This is a genomic window from Schaalia sp. 19OD2882 (genome assembly GCF_018986735.1).
GTDB lineage: Bacteria > Actinomycetota > Actinomycetes > Actinomycetales > Actinomycetaceae > Pauljensenia.
This window is the reverse complement of sequence record NZ_CP065521.1, coordinates 2198529-2214007: the sequence shown is the minus strand read 5'-3', so window position 1 is coordinate 2214007 and position 15479 is coordinate 2198529. Positions and strand designations below refer to the sequence as shown.

Below are 15479 nucleotides of genomic sequence, written 5' to 3'. Positions count from 1 at the left end.
AGTGGAGGAAAGCCGCATGACCCAGCACCTGTCGGGGGAAGAAGGGGCGGATCAGGTGGAGGGCTTCGTCCCGCCCGTGCCGCTGCCCGAGAATCCGGTGCAGGCTCCAGGAGGTCTGGATGGTCATGTGGCGGAGGGGCAGTTCGCCCCGTCCTCGTACCCGGGTCAACCCGGCCACCCGGGGTACGTGGGAGGGTGTCCGCAGACGCCGGTCCCAGCTCCCGCCCCCCGGAGCTCTGGTGGGCTGGGCCTCATCATCGGCTTGGTGGTCGGGGCGATCGTCCTGGTCCTCGTCGTCGTCCTGGTGATTGTCGGCGCCATCTTCATGACCACCTCCGCTGTCACCGGCGAGGGCACCCCGACCTCCGACGTGAATCTTGGTGACTACAAGCCGCTGGAACTGGGCGAGACGTTGAAGCCCGCCGCGCCGGCCAATGCTTGGCTGCACCCCGGATACCGGGAAGGCACCACACGGTGGACAGCGCCCGGCGACATCGTCGCCGTGTCCCTGGACCAGGAGGTCCTGGTTGTGGCCGAGCGTGCCCCGACGGGGGCAGCGGTGACCCTGCGCGGGCGCGATGTGCACACGGGCGTTGTCCTGTGGGACCAGAGTGTCGAGGACCTGGATTCCCATTCCTGCATCCAAGATGACAAGGGGGCGGTGACCTGTACGGTCTCTTCCTACAAGGATCCGCACCTGGTGACCTTCGACCCGACCAGTGGCGCCCTGGACGAGGTGCCCGTGCCGGCCGAGCTGCGCGAGTCGATCACGGTGTCAAGCATCTTCGCCGCTGAGGCGGGGACGTTCTACGCTGTGGACCGCCATGCAGATGTGCGGCGCCTTCTGGCCTTCATCCAGGACAAGCTCCTGTGGCAGACGCCATTGGCCGGCGCCCATCTTGAGTGCGTGAAACCGGGCGCGTGGATCGGATGCACCGTGGGGGAGCCCGCAGAAGTGGTCACCATCGACGCAGCCAGCGGCAAAGAAGTCCACAAGAGGGCTCTTTCCGGGCAGGAGAAGTTCTGGCGTTTCACCAGTGACGGGTACATGGTCTTCACAGGCGAGCCGTCGGCAATGATCACCGTCTTCGACACCAGCGGTGTCGAGGTCGGATCGCGGAAGGTCGATGTCGTGGATGCCTTCCCGACCAGACATCAAGACGCCTTCCACCCCGGTCGGCGCTGGTTGGATTCCGGCTCGGTCAGAGCGGTGGACAGCACCGGCGCCCCGGTCCTGGCTCTCCTGGAGACCACGTATTCGGGAGGCGCCCAGCAGGACGCCTACCTGTTCGTCGGCAGCGGGAGGATCAAGTCGACATCGGCGCAGTCCCATGAGGAGGCCGTCAGCGCGGACGGCTCCGTGTTCCTGATCGGCACAGGCTCCTACCTCTTCGAGAAGTCAGGGATCTACGACGCCAATGGGGCCCGTGTGGCCAAGATTGACGCCAGGGTGACTCTTTTCCGTGGGATCCTCGTCGAGTACCGTGTGGCGACGACGGGCTCGGTGGTGGTTCACGCTCCGAAGGCAAAGGCCGCCGCGAAGAAGTGACATCCCCTCCGGGGGCTTGCCTCAGGCGACCTGGAGGGCTGGACGGGCGGTGGCTTGGTCGAATCGGGTGACGAGGGCGATGCCGCCTTCCGCCACTCGAAGCAGGGCGCTCCGGGCGTCGCGGAGCATTCCTGCCACGCCCCGGCGGGAGAAGACGAAGTAGGTCTGGCCCAGGTAGTTGACGACGAACAGGGAGGCGTTGGCCAGGATCGACGCGGCCCACAGGGCCGTGCCGGCGCTGACCAAGGCGTTGATCGACATGTACGCCAAGCACATGACGGCTCCCTGCACGACCGCGTAGCGCACTGCCGTGCCCAGCACGTCACCCTTGGTGGCGAAGACGCGACGGTTCAGCGTGTAGTTGACCGTGCATGAGGTCACGCGGGCCAGGACGACGGGCAGCAGCAGCCCGCCCACCAGCGAGTTGAGGACCAGAAGCACGACCTGGTCGACGGCAGTGGACGACAGTGACGAGGCCACGTAGCGCAGCTGGCGTCCGAAGCGGGCGGCAGTGGCCAGTGCGGTGGTGGTCAAGGATGTCGTCGTCTCCATGCCTCAAGGTTCGCGGCACCCCCCATGGGCTGCGTGTGGCGTGCCTGTGGGCAACCTGTGGTGGCGGGACGGGAACACCGACTGGTCCACGGGCGCTTGACCGACTGCTTGGCCGAATCTTTGGTGGACGAGGGCGGGGCCGGGGGCCGGGCGGGTGCAGCCCGGTCAGCGCCGTTCGAGCAGCACCGCGACCTCGGAGTGCGCGGTGTGGGGGAACATGTCGAAGAGGCGCGCCTGGACTGGCCGCAGGTTCCCCATGGATGCCAAGTCCTTGGCCAAGGAGGCAGGATTGCACGAGGAGTAGATGACCCGGCCCGCATCGCAACGGTCCAACCAAGCGGCAAGCTCCGTTCCGATCCCACGCCGGGGAGGGTTGACCACGACCACGTCGGGCACTTCGGCGGCGCTGCGCTCCAGCGCCCACTTGGTCGCGTCTCCGACCTGGAAATCGCTGCGCTGGCGCCCCAGTCCCATTTCACGGGCGCTCATGCGGGCCGAGGCGATGGCGTCGGAGGAGATCTCGACCCCACTCACGTGGGCGATGCCGGCGGCAGCCGCATGCAGGGCGAAGCCTCCGACTCCGCAGTACAGGTCCCACAGGGTGCGGGCCCCGCCCTCGTCGGCAGGTGCGGCCGCGCCCTCGTACCCCGTCCCGGACCCGGGCACCCTGCTGCCGCACGCCCACTCCGCCACCTGCCTGTACAGGTGCCCTGCGACTGTGGAGTTCGTCTGTGCGAAGGCGCGCGGGCCAAGGTGCAGGCGTACGCCGCCGACGTGCGTGGGCAGGGTGCGCTCGCGGGTCAGGACGATTTCGTCGGGGCCTTCGACGGTCGCCTCGTGGCGGGGATGGATGTTGGCGGTGACCACCAGGGCCCCGGGGACAAGTGCGCGCAGGTCGGGCAGGGCGGAGCGGATCGCCCCCACGTGCTCGCGCGTGCGCAGGACGAAGCGGAGCATCAGGGCGTCGCCTTGGCCCACACTCACATGGACGTACTTCAACTCGCCTTGCCTGGTGGGCACGTCGTAGGGCCTCAGGCGAAGCCGGCGTACGAAGCGTTTGAGGCCGGGTACCGCCGCATTGACGGCGGGGTGTTGGATGGGGCAGCCGGGCAGGTCGACGCCGTGGCGGTGCTCGTCCAGTGTGCCGAAGGTGGGGCGGCGAGGCGTGCCGCCAATGACCAACTTGACCTTCGTCCGAAAGCCTGTGGTGGTGGAGGTGACCGGTGGCAGCCAGTCCAGGGCTTCGGCGCCGGCGACTGCCGCGTCGACGAGGGCGGTGCGGGCGGAGTGTTGCTTGTCGTCGACCTGGCGCGGATAGGGGTGGGGCAGCCATGAGCAGGAGTGGCACCGGCCTGCCTGCCAGTGTTCGCAGTGGATCCCTGCCATGTCTCGGTCCTTCCTTGCGTTGATGGGGCGCATGGGCCTTGGCCGGGCCCGGTTCAGTCGAGGGCTTCGGTGTCGGCTGAGGTGGAGGTGGTGTCGGAGGGGCGCGAGCGCGCCCGAATGCGCTTGACCAGCGCGTCCACCACCGGGCACAGGAGCCAGAAATAGTAGGGGATGAATCCGCCGAGCTTGGGCAAGAAGGCGATCGGGATGCTCAGGGCGAAGACCGCGATGGTGGGCAGCGGGCCGACGAGCAGTTCGCGGTACTCCTCGACGGTGACGTCTTCCCTGACCAGGCCCGCTTTCCATGCGTGGCGCCACATGAGGGCCAGGGACAACCACATGCACACGGTGACCGTGGCGTAGATGGCCGGCGGCCACGGGGAACCGAAGGCGGGTCCGATGAGCATCGAGGTGGGCATCGGCATGAGCGCCGCGAAGAAGAGCATGAGGGCGTTGAGCCACAGGAGGCGGCTGTCGATGCGTGTGATGCGTGCGAAGCGCGAGTGGTGCTTGATCCACAGCAGGCACAGCAGGAAGAAGCTCAGTGCGAATTGGTAGAGGCGGGGAAGCAGGTCGAGCAGTACCGAGCCGTAGTCGGCGGGGTTGGCGACCTCGGGGGCCTTGAGGTCCAACACCAGCAGGGTCATGGCGATGGCCAGGACCGCGTCCGTGAAGGCGACGGTTCGTTCCGGGGTGACTCCGCTCCAGGCGGCGCGTCGGTTGGTCATGGTCACGATGGTAGGCGCGGGGACGAATCTCGTGAGGTGACGGACGAATCTCACCGATTGACGGACGAATCTCGCGGGGAGGGAGGGGGGAAGGCGGCAGGGAGGGGGAGTTGAGTGGGAGTGACTCAAGTTTCATTGCTTCGCCTTGCACACCTCTTCGTCCTCGCCTAGAGTTGAGCCCAACGGACTCAAGAAGCTTCTGGAGTCCACACGACAACTTGCAGATCAGCCCGGCACCGCCACGCGGAAACCACTCCGGGCACAGGAAAGGAAACACACACATGGCACGTGCAGTCGGCATCGACCTGGGCACCACCAACTCCGCCATCGCCGTCCTCGAAGGCGGCGAACCCACCATCATCGCCAACGCCGAGGGCCTGCGCACCACCCCCTCGGTGGTCGCCTTCTCCAAGACGGGTGAGGTCCTGGTCGGCGAGATCGCCAAACGCCAGGCGGTGACCAACGTCGATCGCACCATCGCCTCGGTCAAGCGCCACATGGGCACCGACTGGACCAAGAGCATCGACGACAAGTCCTACACCGCCCAGGAGATCTCGGCTCGAATCCTGGCCAAGCTCAAGCGCGACGCGGAGCAGTACCTTGGTGACACCGTCACCGACGCCGTCATCACCGTCCCCGCCTACTTCAACGACGCCCAGCGTCAGGCCACCAAGGACGCCGGACAGATCGCGGGCCTGAACGTCCTGCGCATCATCAACGAACCCACCGCCGCGGCCCTGGCATACGGCCTGGAGAAGGGCAAGGAGGACGAGCTCATCCTGGTCTTCGACCTGGGCGGCGGCACCTTCGACGTGTCCCTGCTGGAGATCGGCAAGGACGAGGACGGCTTCTCCACCATCCAGGTGCGTGCCACCGCCGGTGACAACCGCCTCGGCGGCGACGACTGGGACCAGCGCATCGTCGACTGGCTGATCCAGCAGGTCAAGACCAAGACCGGCGCCGACCTGTCCAAGGACGCCGTGGCCCTGCAGCGCCTCAAGGAGGCCGCCGAGCAGGCCAAGAAGGAGCTGTCCAGCGCCACCAGCACGAACATCTCCCTTCAGTACCTGTCGATGACCGCTGACGGGCCCATCCACCTGGACGAGACCCTGACCCGCGCCAAGTTCGAGGAGATGACCGCGGACCTGCTGGACCGCACCCGCAAGCCCTTCCACGACGTGATCTCCGAGGCCGGGATCAAGGTCGGCGACATCGACCACGTGGTCCTGGTCGGCGGATCGACCCGTATGCCCGCCGTCACCGAAGTCGTCAAGGAATTGACCGGCGGACGCGAGCCCAACAAGGGCGTCAACCCCGACGAGGTCGTCGCCGTGGGTGCAGCCCTGCAGGCCGGTGTCCTCCAGGGCGACCGCAAGGACGTGCTGCTCATCGACGTGACTCCGCTGAGCCTGGGCATCGAGACCGAGGGCGGGTTCATGACCAAGCTCATCGAGCGCAACACGGCCATCCCCACCAAGGCCTCCGAGGTCTTCTCCACCGCGCAGGACGGGCAGCCCTCCGTGCTGATCCAGGTCTACCAGGGTGAGCGCGGCTTTGCCCGGGACAACAAGCTGCTGGGCACCTTCGAGCTCTCCGGCATCGCCCCGGCCCCCCGCGGCGTCCCGCAGATCGAGGTCACCTTCGACATCGACGCGAACGGCATCGTCCACGTCTCGGCCAAGGACCGCGGCACCGGCAAGGAGCAGTCCGTGACCATCACCGGTGGCTCCGCTCTGCCCAAGGAAGAGATCGACCGCATGGTCAAGGAGGCCGAGGAGCACGCCGCCGAGGACGCCAAGCGTCGCGAGGAGGCCGAGCTGCGCAACATGGCCGAGCAGACCGTGTACACCACGGAGAAGCTGCTGCGCGAGAACGCGGAGAAGGTTTCCGAGGAGACCCGCACCGCCGTCCAGGCCGACGTGGACGCCGTCAAGGAAGCCCTCAAGGGAGACGACACCGACGCCGTGCGCGCCGCCATGGACAAGCTCAACGCGTCCGCCATGAAGATCGGCCAGGAGATCTACGCCGCCGAGCAGGCCGAGGCCGCCAAGGGCGAGTCGCAGGCCTCCTCCGCCGAGGACGAGGTCATTGACGCCGAGGTCGTGGACGAGGACGAGTCCAAGTGAGCCAGGATCCCCGCGACAACCTCCCTGCCGAGGAGGTGGCCCCGCCCTCGTCGCAGGAGCAGGGCCACCCCGAGGGTGCCCCGGAGTCGGCCGTCGCCCCTGAGCCGGGCGCGGCCGCCCCGGCCGACCCGGAGGCGCCCATCGACATGAGCACCTTCGAGGAGCAGGTCGAGGACTCGGAGCTGTCCGCTGCGCTTGCCCGCATTGCGGAGCTCGAAGAGCAGCTGGCCAGGGCGAACGCCTCCCTGTACAACCTGGACCAGGAGTACGCCGGGTACGTGCGCCGCTCGAAGGAGGCTGCCCCACAGCACCGCGAGAACGGCCAGAGCGAAGTCCTGGACGCGCTCATGGGCGTCCTTGACGACGTGCACGCCGCCCGCCAGGCCGGCGACCTGACCGACGGGCCCTTCGCCGCCATCGCCACCAAGTTGGAGGAGACCCTGTCGGGGCGCTTCGGCCTGGAACGATTCGGGGCCGAGGGCGACGACTTCGACCCCACCATGCACGAGGCCCTCATGGCCCGCACCAGCAGCGAGGTCGACCATCCGGTCATCGCACAGGTGCTGCAGCCCGGCTACCGCCGCGGCGAGCGCGTCCTGCGGGCGGTCAAGGTCCTCGTGGACAATCCCGAATGACCTGGGAGACGATGACCCACACGACGCCCCATGGGGCAATTCGGCCCCACCGGAACAGAAGGAGGTGACCCCGGATGGGTGGACAGGACTGGTTGACCAAGGATTTCTACGCGGCCCTCGGGGTTGCCAAGGACGCTGACGCGGCCGCCATCAAGAAGGCGTACCGGAAGCTCGCCAGGAAGTGGCACCCGGACCAGAATCCGGGAGACGCCAAGGCGGAGGCGAAGTTCAAGGAGATCGGTGAGGCCTACGCGGTCCTCTCCGACGACGCCCAACGCAAGCAGTACGACGCGCTGCGTCGGATGGCCGGCGGTGGCGCCCGATTCTCCGGCGGCCCCGGTGGGCCCGGAGGCGCTGGTTTCGAGGACCTCTTCGGGGCCATGTTCGGCGGCGCAGGCGCTGCGGGTGGCGCCGGGGCGGGCGGGCCGCGCGTGCGCTTCACCAGTGGAGGCTCTGCCGCTGACGCCGCAGGGTTTGAGGACATTCTCCAGATGTTCGGCGGGCGCGCCTCCGGCTTCGGTGGTGGCGCGGCGGGCCAGCACACGGGATTCTCCGGCCAGGGAACTTCATCCTTCGGCACGGGTTCCCCATTCGGAGCCGGTTCCCCCTTCGGCGGCGGCTCACCCCACAGCAGGCGCGAGCCTGCCGAACCGACCCGCGGTGCCGACCGCAATGCCCGCACCTCCCTGTCCTTCCGCAAGGCGGTGCAGGGTGCCACCGTGCGCATGACCGTCGACGGCAAGTCGGTGACGGCGCGCGTTCCGGCCGGAGTCAAGGACGGCCAGAAGATCCGCCTGCGCGGCAAGGGCCGCCCGGGCGCCAATGGTGGTGAAGCCGGTGACCTGGTCATCACCGTCGATGTGCGGCCCGACGAGGTCTGGCGGCGCGAGGGCGACGACCTGGTCCTGGACCTGCCGGTGACCTTCTCCGAGGCCGCCTTGGGTGCCGAGGTCGAGGTGCCGCTCTTCGCAGGTGGGACCACCACTGTCGAGGTGCCTGCGGGGACCTCCTCCGGCGCGGAACTGCTGGTCATGGGCGCCGGTGTCACACGCGGCTCCCACACGGGGGACATGCGCGTGCGCGTCCAGGTCATGGTCCCGGCCTCCTTGGACGCCGCCCAGCGGGTGGCGGTCGCCGAATTGCAGGCGGCTTTGGGACCCGTGGATCCGCGTGCGGACCTGCTGACGAAGGCGCGGGCCTGACATGGTCGGGCGGCGCTCTTCGGGCGGTGAGGGCGGAGCCCTGACCTTCGTCATCTCCGTGGCGGCCGAATTGGCGGGTTTGCACCCCCAGACCCTGCGTCAGTACGACCGGCTGGGTCTGGTGGTGCCCGCCAGGACCGCAGGACGAGGCCGACGCTACACCCAGCGCGATGTCCAGGTGCTGCGCGAGATCCAGCGCTTGAGCCAGGAAGAGGGCATCAACCTGGCCGGCATCCAGCGCATTCGCGAACTGGAGCGTCGCGTGGAGCGCCTGGTGGCCGAACGCGACCTGCTGCGCGCCCAGTTGGACGAGGTCGAGGCCCGCCGCGATCGGGTCTTCGCGGCCTCGCCCGACGGCGAGGTGCGGGCCATGCGTCGCGGCGAGCGCCCGTGGCCCGGAGCCGACTCCATTGCGGCTTCGAGAGCCGAGGAGGCGCGCGACCGGGCGGCTGCCCTGACCCTGTGGCGCCCCCACCAGGTGGCGGTGCCCGGAGTGCGCCGGGTCAGGGCCGTCATCGAAGCGGGCCCGCAGATCCCCGGCGCCAGCGGCGGCGCGAGCACAACCGTGAACGCCGAGATCCGCATCGTCGAGGGCGTCGCCACAGCCCGCTGACGCCAGTGTGCAAGAACTGAGCTTCTGGGCCGGTTGCGCGCGGAGCGGGTGTGGGGATACTCTGGCTCTTGACTGATTCTCAGTAAGTCCCGACTCGTTCGCGGGATTGAATGCTCCACCGGGTGCCGACCAAGTCGGCACCCGGTACATCGTTTGTTGCACAACCAACCCTTGTTGTGGGCGTCATGTGCGACGATCAACCCCATGACTGAGATCAGCGTTGAATCATCCCGTCGGTATCGTGTGGGCATTGATGTGGGGACCCACTCCACAGGTTTCTGTGCGTTGGAAGTGGGCGATGACGACCGCCCGATTTCTCTCTTGAATTCAATGGTGTTCATCCATGATTCGGGGATTGACCCATCGGGGGACAAGCGCGCGGAGACACGGAAGGCTGTCTCAGGCGTCGCCCGGCGGACTCGAAGGCTCATCCGAACTCGCCGCCGGCGCCTGGAGGCACTGGACCGCTTGCTTGAGTCCCTTGGCTGGCCGATCATCGACCTTGCCGAACAGCAGGACCCGCTTCTGCCTTGGCGGACACGGGCGCTGCTCCTCGACCGGCGATTCGAGGACCAAGGCGAGCGGCTGTGCGCCCTGTCGATCGCCGTTCGTCACATTGCGCGCCATCGAGGCTGGCGCAGCCCGTACTCCCGGGTCGAATCTTTGCTGACGCCTGCTCCGGACAGTCAACAGCTGGTCGATTTGCGGGAGCGTGTCGCGAAGTGCCTTGAGCAGGAGGTCGCCGATGACGCATCGCCCGGGCAGGTCATCAATCAGTACGTGGAGTCCTGTCCCACGGGGAAGATTCGTGGGGCCGAAGGGATCCTCTCGGGCAAGCTCATGCAGTCCGACAACGCTCGAGAACTCTTGAACATGTTCAAGGTCCAGGAGATCTCGGACGAGGTGGCCAATCGTGTTCTCCGAGCGGTGTTCGATGCGAAGTCTCCGAGAGGCAGTGCAGCGGGTCGTGTGGGCAAGGACGCTCTGCCGGGGCAGGGAAGGCTCCGCCGTGCGGAGAAGGCCCACCCCACCTTCCAGCGCTTCAGGATCGTGTCAGTGCTGACCAACTTGCGTGTGCGAGAAGGGCGCAGTGAACGACGTTTGACTCCGGCAGAGCTTGCCGGTCTTGTCGACTACCTACTGATCCTGGGCGTGGACAAAGAGGTCACATGGGGAGACCTGGCTGACCAACTGGGCATCGTTCGTACCGATCTTCGGGGCACGGCGAAACAGGGGCCGGATGGGGAGCCGGCGCTGGTTCGTCCTCCAGTTGATGTCACCTCCAAAGTGATAATGGGCTCAAGAATCGATTGGTTGGAAACTTGGTGGACATCCGCATCGGAGGTGCAACGGGGCGCGTTGGTGGACCTTCTGTCGGCCAGTGGTGGGTCGTCCGAGGACTCTGAACTCGACCATGAATGCGCCCTCCTGTTCGAGACGGCTTCCGAGGAAGACTTGGCGCGGCTGGACGACCTGTCTTTGCCGCAAGGGCGTGCTGCATACTCAGTCGACTCGCTGGAGCGTTTGACCGAGACGATGCTACGCGAAGGGTGTGACCTCACTGAAGCCAGAAGCAAGGTCTTCGGGGTCCCCAGTGACTGGACGCCTCCGGCGGAAGATGTCGGTGAACCTGTCGGCAATCCTGCGGTCGACAGGGTCCTGAAGCAGGTCAGTCGTTGGCTGGAAGGAGCCCTTCGGCAATGGGGGACTCCGCTCTCGGTGAACATCGAGCACGTTCGTCACGCACTTGGGAGTGAACGGGCAGTTCGTGAGGCCAACCAGGAACGTTTGAAGCGTGAGCGGGCCAATGAGAAGCTGGTGGAGGAGATGCACCAGGCCCTGGACATCAGCGGCAAAGTGCGTCGGTCTGATGTGATTCGATACAAGGCCATCACTCGCCAGAACTGTCAGTGCCTCTACTGTGGTGACCCGATCACCTACCAGACGATGGAAATGGATCACATCGTTCCCCGCGCCAGTGGGGCTTCCTCGAACACGATGATGAACCTTGTGGCGGTCTGTCGGCGCTGCAATCATTCAAAGGGGAAGATCCCCTTCGCAGTGTGGGCTGCTGGCGACAAGGCAGTCGGAGTCTCTGTCGAGGAAGCGAAGCAGCGAGTCCGCATGTGGGTGCGGGACGCGGGCATGAGCCCCAAGTCATTCGGGCGACTGAAGGCCGCTGTTTTGGAGCGTCTGAAGGTGAAGGTGCCCGATGAAGAACTCGATGCTCGTTCACTTGAGTCTGTCGCCTGGATGGCCAACGAGTTGCGCTTCCGTATCGAGCACCGCTTCAAGCTGAGTGGTGAGAACGTCGACGTGTGTGTCTATCGAGGTGCGCTGACTGCTGAGGCCCGTAGGGCAAGTGGCTTCGAAGGGCGGGTGAATCTCATCGGTTCGGGCGGCAAGACCAGACTCGACCGTCGTCATCATGCAATGGATGCTCTGACGATCGCGCTGATGAACCGATCGGTGGCACGCACCATCGCTTTGCGGATGGAACTCAGGAATGCGCAACGGGTGACCGGTGAGCAGGAGACCTGGAAGTCCTTCCATGGCGCGGAGGCAGCATCCTGCGCGCAGTGGGAACGCTGGGAAGAGCGCATGCTTCATGCTTCGGAGCTCTTCAACTTGGCGATCACTGCAGACGCCATTCCGATCCATGAGAACATTCGGCTTCGGGCAGGCAGTGGCGCAGTCCATGACGCGAAGGTCAGGAAACTGCTTCGTCGCCCCCTGGGATCAGAACTCACTGCTGAGCTGATCGAGCGAGCGTCCACGCCGGCACTGTGGACCGCGTTGACCCGGCATCCGGCGTTCGACCCGAAGACGGGCCTGCCCGCAGACCCAGATCGCCTTATCAAGTTGAACGGCAGACGCGTTTGTGCAGCGGACACGATCGAGTTCTTCCCAACCGCCGCGGCTTGTGTGGCGGTGCGTGGCGGTTACGCGCTGCTGGGCGAGAGTGCCCATCACGCCAGGATCTACAAGCTGACTGGGGCGAAGAAGCCGACCTACGGGATGGTCCGGGTGTACCAGATCGATGTGGCGCAGCTTCGTGGGCAGGATCTGTTCTCCGCGCCCTTGTCACTGTCTTCCGTCTCTGTTCGAGCCGCAGAGCCGAAGGTCAAGCAGGCACTTGCCAATGGAACTGCGGAGCAAGTCGGGTGGCTTGTTGAGGGCGATGAGCTGGAGGTGACGCCAACCGGATTCACGACGGGCATGATTGCGGACTTCATGAAGGAGTATCCACAGTGCACAAGGTGGCGGGTTGCGGGATTTGCAGATCAAGCCATAATTCGTCTTCGGCCGCGAGTGCTTTCGGCCGAGGGGGAGGCGGCTGAGAAGTTTTCGAAGAGTGTGCGAGAACTCCTTTCGGGTCAAGGTTGGAGACCAGCTGTCAACAAGCTGTTTGGTGGTCAGGAGGTGCGGGTCATTCGTCGGAATGCTCTTGGGCAGCCGAGGTACTCGAGTAGGCGTGGTCTTCCATCCTCTGGAGTGATTGGGTGAGCAATGCCGAACCAGTGGAGGGTTGTCGATCTCACCGAGTTCGAGGGGCAGCTGAGTACGAAACGTGGTGTGATCCTCGTGGAGGCACCGGACAGTGAACCTGTCGAGGTTTCTGTCGCGGACATCGCTGTCGTCATGGTCGGTGTGAAGGTCGCTTTCGACGCGGCAGTCGTGCATCGCCTGTCATCCGCTGGTGTTCCAGTGCTGTTCTGCGACTGGCGTGGCGTGCCTGAAGGTGCCGCCTACTCCTGGTCGTCGAATGGCAGGGTGGGTGCTCGACAACGCGCCCAGACCGGGCTGACAGTGCCGCGACGCAAGAACGCGTGGGGCAGGATCGTTTCGGCAAAGATCAAGGGGCAAGCTCAGGTTCTCCAGGACTTGGGGGCGGATGGTTGTGGTGAGTTGACTGCGCTTGCCGCTCAGGTACGTTCAGGAGATCCGGGCAATCTGGAAGCTCAAGCCGCTCGACTCTACTGGACTCGACTCATGGACAAGGGGCAGCATCGCGACCCCGGTTCGCGCGCGGGGCCAGGTTGGAATGGCTGTCTTGACTATGGGTATGCGATTCTGCGAGGGCACGGTGTTCGTGCGGTGCTGGCGGCTGGCATGCTCCCAGCACTCGGGATCTTCCATCGAGGTCGGTCAAACGGCTTTGCACTCGTGGATGACTTGATGGAGCCGTTCCGGCCAGCGGTGGACGATGTGGTGTTCCGGTTGTCGAGCGATGCTGATCCCTCGGACCGCGAGGTGAAACGCGCATTGGTTTCAGCAGCTGGGCGAGCCTTCGGGTCGGATGGTTTGACTGTTCCCTCCGCATTCTTGGCGCTTGCGCAGCAGTTCGGCCAGTACTGTGAGGGAGAGGTCGAGCGTCTCGCTGTCCCGCATTGGCGCGGGCCTTCGGACGACATGTCGATGGATGCCGCCAGTGGCTGATGATCCCATGTGGTGTCTGGTCATGTTCGACCTCCCCGTGACGACGAAGGAGCAGCGACGGGAGGCGTCGCAGTTCCGGCACTTCGTGATCGATCGCGGTTTCAGCATGGTGCAGTTCAGTGTCTACGTGAAGTACTGGCCGACTGGCGCACGCGACAACGGTACGATCCGGGCGCTTCAGGCGCACCTGCCAGCAGGAGGGCAGGTGCGGGTGCTCTACCTGACTGATCGACAGTGGGCGACGGGACTGCGTTTCGACAACACGAGGCGTCGGGAGGAGCCCGCGCAGCCGGAGCAGCTCCTGATTTTCTGACGTCAGACACCCCAGGAACGGCGGAAACAAGCCGTTCCCGGGGGTGCCAGAAGTCTATCAAAGGGAAGGGTGACTGATTCCCAGCTCGAGGATGAGGTCGATGGTGGTTTCGAGAAGTCTATCAAAGGGAAGGGTGACTGATTCCCAGCGCGGTTGCCATCAGTAGGTCACCTCCTGGAAGTCTATCAAAGGGAAGGGTGACTGATTCCCAGCTGCCGGTTTCGGAGTCCACGATGAGGGAGAAGTCTATCAAAGGGAAGGGTGACTGATTCCCAGCAAGGAGACCTTGTGGGGATACTTGCGCCGAAGTCTATCAAAGGGAAGGGTGACTGATTCCCAGCAGGGCAACCGGCGCCTGCTCGCGTGCCGGAAGTCTATCAAAGGGAAGGGTGACTGATTCCCAGCGGGTCGTGCGGGCGTGACATGATGATCTGAAGTCTATCAAAGGGAAGGGTGACTGATTCCCAGCCATCAGGAGGCCGAGCGGAGGACCGCTCGAAGTCTATCAAAGGGAAGGGTGACTGATTCCCAGCCTGAGGTTCGTCCAGCGGCGCGCAAGGCGAAGTCTATCAAAGGGAAGGGTGACTGATTCCCAGCCGGTCGCGCCAAGCGCGTAGTCGGACTTGAAGTCTATCAAAGGGAAGGGTGACTGATTCCCAGCCCGCCAGGAGCATCCCGGCGACCAGGTCAAAGTCTATCAAAGGGAAGGGTGACTGATTCCCAGCGCAGCGGCGCGTGCTGGCGGCCCGCAAGGAAGTCTATCAAAGGGAAGGGTGACTGATTCCCAGCTCTGGGGGCTGTGGGTTGTAGGCCCTACGAAGTCTATCAAAGGGAAGGGTGACTGATTCCCAGCCGGTGCGCGCCACGTCCTCAAGCGAGCGGAAGTCTATCAAAGGGAAGGGTGACTTATCCGCCATTCGGTGGGAATGGGCTGTGGTGATGCTTGAAATACTGCCAGTGGGATGTGCGGCAATTCCTGCTTCAAATTGAGATTCCCGCTGAATGCGTCTCGATGGGGTGTCGGCATCGGTTGTCAGGTGTGAGCCCACATCGACCTGGAAAAAACAGCCCTCAATTGACTGAAGTGCCCCCCGATCCCGTCGTTCCGGTGCTCGTGTCGCCACCCACCCCCCGGAGTTCAACGGCGTGGCCCGGGCCCACTTCGATGGTGGCCCCGGAAGTCAAAGTGCAGGTGAACCTCCCGTTGCGCGCAGCGCAGATGCCGGCGTCTCCTGCCAAGGACATGCCGTCGGGCAGGACGGGGACCTGGTCCCACTCCCGCCTGCAGTACTGCGAACCGGCTTCCAGCTGAGTGCACAGCACCCCGATGGGCACATCCGACTGACAGGCGCCCAGGTGCACACCCGCGGGGTCCACCCACGCACTCCAGCCCTTGAAAGCGCCGGCCTTCTCCTCACACCTGGCGGCAGCCGCATCCGCCGCCGTCACAGGGAACTCCGAGGCGAAGTCGCAGTGGATGCCCGGCAGAGTGGACTTCGGTGGGTCCTGCTGCGCCAGCAGGAGACAGCGCAGCGTGTGGTCCGTGTTGGCGAACCAGTGCCCGCTGCGGCCAGAGGCGGCGCCCTGCGAGGCGAAGGCATACGCCGCCCCATCCACCAGCGGCCCGTCCTCGCCCCCCGACTGGGCGCGATCGACAGGTGTCCCGGAAACGGACGGCCCCACGTCGGCCTCGCCCGACTGGCCCGCGCGAGGCGATGGCGCCGAGTCACTGGCCGACTGGTCCCCGGATGCCGCACCGGAGGCGGACGAGGCACCATCCCCACCCGCACCTGCGCACCCGGTCAGGCACAGTCCCGCGGCAGCAGCAAGGGCAACGGCGGCGGTGGCAATGAACGGAAGGGCGCGGCGCATGAGGACCTCCCGGGCTGGACGACGCTGTGGGCCGATTGTGCCCCCGGGCCCGTGCGTCTGCAA

At 65.5% G+C, this 15479-nt stretch carries 12 protein-coding genes and 1 CRISPR repeat array; of the genes, 8 read left to right on the top strand and 4 right to left on the bottom strand.

All coding sequences use genetic code 11. From position 1 onward, the window contains the following. Positions 1-16: 16 nt before the first annotated feature. Positions 17-1549 (top strand): hypothetical protein, encoded by a 1533-nt coding sequence (locus I6B53_RS09645; protein ID WP_216764016.1) that lies wholly within the window; start codon positions 17-19, stop codon positions 1547-1549. Between the two features lie 21 nt (positions 1550-1570). Here I6B53_RS09645 and I6B53_RS09640 read toward each other — a convergent pair whose 3' ends face one another. The 3 genes from I6B53_RS09640 to I6B53_RS09630 form a co-directional block, all read right to left on the bottom strand. Beyond that, on the bottom strand, positions 1571-2101 hold the full coding sequence (locus I6B53_RS09640; protein ID WP_216764015.1) for a GtrA family protein: 531 nt from the start codon (positions 2099-2101) through the stop codon (positions 1571-1573). Positions 2102-2266: 165 nt separating this feature from the next. Then, complete coding sequence (locus I6B53_RS09635; RefSeq protein WP_216765451.1) at positions 2267-3478, bottom strand: methyltransferase domain-containing protein; 1212 nt, start codon at positions 3476-3478, stop codon at positions 2267-2269. Positions 3479-3540: 62 nt separating this feature from the next. Next, a complete protein-coding gene (locus tag I6B53_RS09630) occupies positions 3541-4215 on the bottom strand; it encodes a TMEM175 family protein (protein ID WP_216764014.1) in 675 nt (224 codons plus the stop codon). A 281-nt stretch (positions 4216-4496) separates the two neighbouring features. On the opposite strand from I6B53_RS09630, the gene dnaK reads away from it, so the two are divergent. The 7 genes from dnaK to cas2 all read left to right on the top strand — a co-directional run bounded on the left by dnaK (position 4497) and on the right by cas2 (position 13544). Next, the gene (gene dnaK / locus I6B53_RS09625) at positions 4497-6341 is read left to right on the top strand and encodes a molecular chaperone DnaK (protein ID WP_216764013.1); all 1845 of its coding nucleotides are present in this window, start codon (positions 4497-4499) and stop codon (positions 6339-6341) included. Between the two features lie 35 nt (positions 6342-6376). After that, a complete protein-coding gene (locus I6B53_RS09620; protein WP_253954026.1) occupies positions 6377-6976 on the top strand; it encodes a nucleotide exchange factor GrpE in 600 nt (199 codons plus the stop codon). Positions 6977-7050: 74 nt separating this feature from the next. After that, positions 7051-8178 (top strand): DnaJ C-terminal domain-containing protein, encoded by a 1128-nt coding sequence (locus tag I6B53_RS09615; RefSeq protein WP_216764012.1) that lies wholly within the window; start codon positions 7051-7053, stop codon positions 8176-8178. 1 nt (position 8179) lies between these two features. Then, the gene (locus tag I6B53_RS09610; RefSeq protein WP_216764011.1) at positions 8180-8791 is read left to right on the top strand and encodes a helix-turn-helix transcriptional regulator; all 612 of its coding nucleotides are present in this window, start codon (positions 8180-8182) and stop codon (positions 8789-8791) included. Positions 8792-8995: 204 nt separating this feature from the next. Continuing rightward, on the top strand, positions 8996-12298 hold the full coding sequence (gene cas9, locus I6B53_RS09605) for a type II CRISPR RNA-guided endonuclease Cas9 (RefSeq protein WP_216764010.1): 3303 nt from the start codon (positions 8996-8998) through the stop codon (positions 12296-12298). Between the two features lie 3 nt (positions 12299-12301). Continuing rightward, the gene (gene cas1, locus I6B53_RS09600; RefSeq protein ID WP_216764009.1) at positions 12302-13231 is read left to right on the top strand and encodes a type II CRISPR-associated endonuclease Cas1; all 930 of its coding nucleotides are present in this window, start codon (positions 12302-12304) and stop codon (positions 13229-13231) included. Next, positions 13224-13544 (top strand): CRISPR-associated endonuclease Cas2, encoded by a 321-nt coding sequence (gene cas2, locus I6B53_RS09595; protein WP_216764008.1) that lies wholly within the window; start codon positions 13224-13226, stop codon positions 13542-13544. The genes cas1 and cas2 overlap by 8 nt, the downstream gene beginning before the upstream one ends. Before the next feature lie 49 nt (positions 13545-13593). Further along, a CRISPR array of direct repeats spans positions 13594-14461; the repeat unit is 36 nt; unit sequence GAAGTCTATCAAAGGGAAGGGTGACTGATTCCCAGC. Positions 14462-14615: 154 nt separating this feature from the next. Here the strand turns inward: cas2 and I6B53_RS09590 are convergent. Continuing rightward, positions 14616-15416, bottom strand: coding sequence for a hypothetical protein (locus tag I6B53_RS09590; RefSeq protein ID WP_216764007.1), 801 nt, complete (start codon positions 15414-15416; stop codon positions 14616-14618). Positions 15417-15479: the final 63 nt, after the last annotated feature.

What these genes read in the sequence shown, in the direction of transcription:
- I6B53_RS09645 (WP_216764016.1), top strand. Translation starts at nt 17, where the DNA reads ATGACCCAGCACCTGTCGGGGGAAGAAGGGGCGGATCAGGTGGAGGGC.
- I6B53_RS09640 (WP_216764015.1), bottom strand. Translation starts at nt 2,101, where the DNA reads ATGGAGACGACGACATCCTTGACCACCACCGCACTGGCCACTGCCGCC.
- I6B53_RS09630 (WP_216764014.1), bottom strand. Translation starts at nt 4,215, where the DNA reads ATGACCAACCGACGCGCCGCCTGGAGCGGAGTCACCCCGGAACGAACC.
- dnaK (WP_216764013.1), top strand. Translation starts at nt 4,497, where the DNA reads ATGGCACGTGCAGTCGGCATCGACCTGGGCACCACCAACTCCGCCATC.
- I6B53_RS09615 (WP_216764012.1), top strand. Translation starts at nt 7,051, where the DNA reads ATGGGTGGACAGGACTGGTTGACCAAGGATTTCTACGCGGCCCTCGGG.
- I6B53_RS09610 (WP_216764011.1), top strand. Translation starts at nt 8,180, where the DNA reads ATGGTCGGGCGGCGCTCTTCGGGCGGTGAGGGCGGAGCCCTGACCTTC.
- cas9 (WP_216764010.1), top strand. Translation starts at nt 8,996, where the DNA reads ATGACTGAGATCAGCGTTGAATCATCCCGTCGGTATCGTGTGGGCATT.
- cas1 (WP_216764009.1), top strand. Translation starts at nt 12,302, where the DNA reads ATGCCGAACCAGTGGAGGGTTGTCGATCTCACCGAGTTCGAGGGGCAG.
- I6B53_RS09590 (WP_216764007.1), bottom strand. Translation starts at nt 15,416, where the DNA reads ATGCGCCGCGCCCTTCCGTTCATTGCCACCGCCGCCGTTGCCCTTGCT.